Annotated in this window: 2 protein-coding genes; both read left to right on the forward strand. The window is 48.6% G+C overall.

The features are described from left to right. The coding region (locus EQY_RS0123355; RefSeq protein ID WP_000305189.1) for a DUF1133 family protein at positions 1–313 on the forward strand (313 nt) is incomplete at its 5' end. Positions 314–585: 272 nt separating this feature from the next. Beyond that, positions 586–884, forward strand: a 299-nt coding sequence (locus tag EQY_RS0123360; RefSeq protein ID WP_000235319.1) for an ORF6N domain-containing protein, incomplete at its 3' end; no start/stop codon positions are given.

The raw sequence follows: 884 nt of genomic DNA on the forward strand, positions 1-884 counted from the left end.
GCGTGAGATGATCGACAGTAAGCAAAAAAGTTGGCTGGCACATTGTACCGATTCAGAGGCATTAATAATCGACAGGGTTATTGGCGAAGTACTGGCGGATCATCCCGGGCTGCTTAATGTCCTGAGTCAGCGTTATGAGGGGCGAGGGATGACTAAGCGCAAAATGGCTGAACTGCTGAATGATGCACACCCTGAGTGGTGTTACGCCACGTGCCGTAATCGCATAGATGCGTGGTTGAAAATGGCAGAGTTTATGCTCTATCTGCCGATGCGTGATGCATTCTCTTCCGGGGATTTAAAAACCGTCTGTTGACTCAATCTGTTATCCGGGGCTATATTCCTCACGCGCCAGCAAAATCTGGCGTCGGGATTAGCACCCCGGATGTTTACGGAGCGATATGAGACGCCCCGCGTCTTTTTTCATATCGTTTGCACAGTCATATTCGCGATTTATGGCGGGCTGTGTGGGGGAGCCGAAAGGCTCGCCGGTTTCCGTACCCGGTAGTGCTAACCCCGCACAGTTCGCCACCACGATGATTAGCACCTGACGGTGGCGATAATGTCCAAATGTACGGAGTTATCGTTATGGCCACTCAGATTTCTGTCGAAACTCTTTCCCCAATTACACACAACCAAATTCCCGTTATCACTACCGAGTTACTGGCACAGCTTTACTGTACCGAGATCAACAACATCAAAGTAAATTACACCCGTAATTCCGAGCGTTTTGTTGAGGGTAAACACTTTTTCAAGGTTGTTGGTGATGAGTTGAAAAATTTGCGGGTTACTTTAAGTAACTCACAAAATTTGCAACCATCTTTAAGAGGGTTACAAATTTCCCCGAAAGCCCGCTCCCTCATCCTCTGGACAGAACGCGGAGCAGC

The sequence above is a fragment of the Escherichia sp. TW14182 genome, from assembly GCF_000208525.1.
In the GTDB taxonomy this organism is placed as follows: Bacteria; Pseudomonadota; Gammaproteobacteria; order Enterobacterales; family Enterobacteriaceae; genus Escherichia; species Escherichia ruysiae.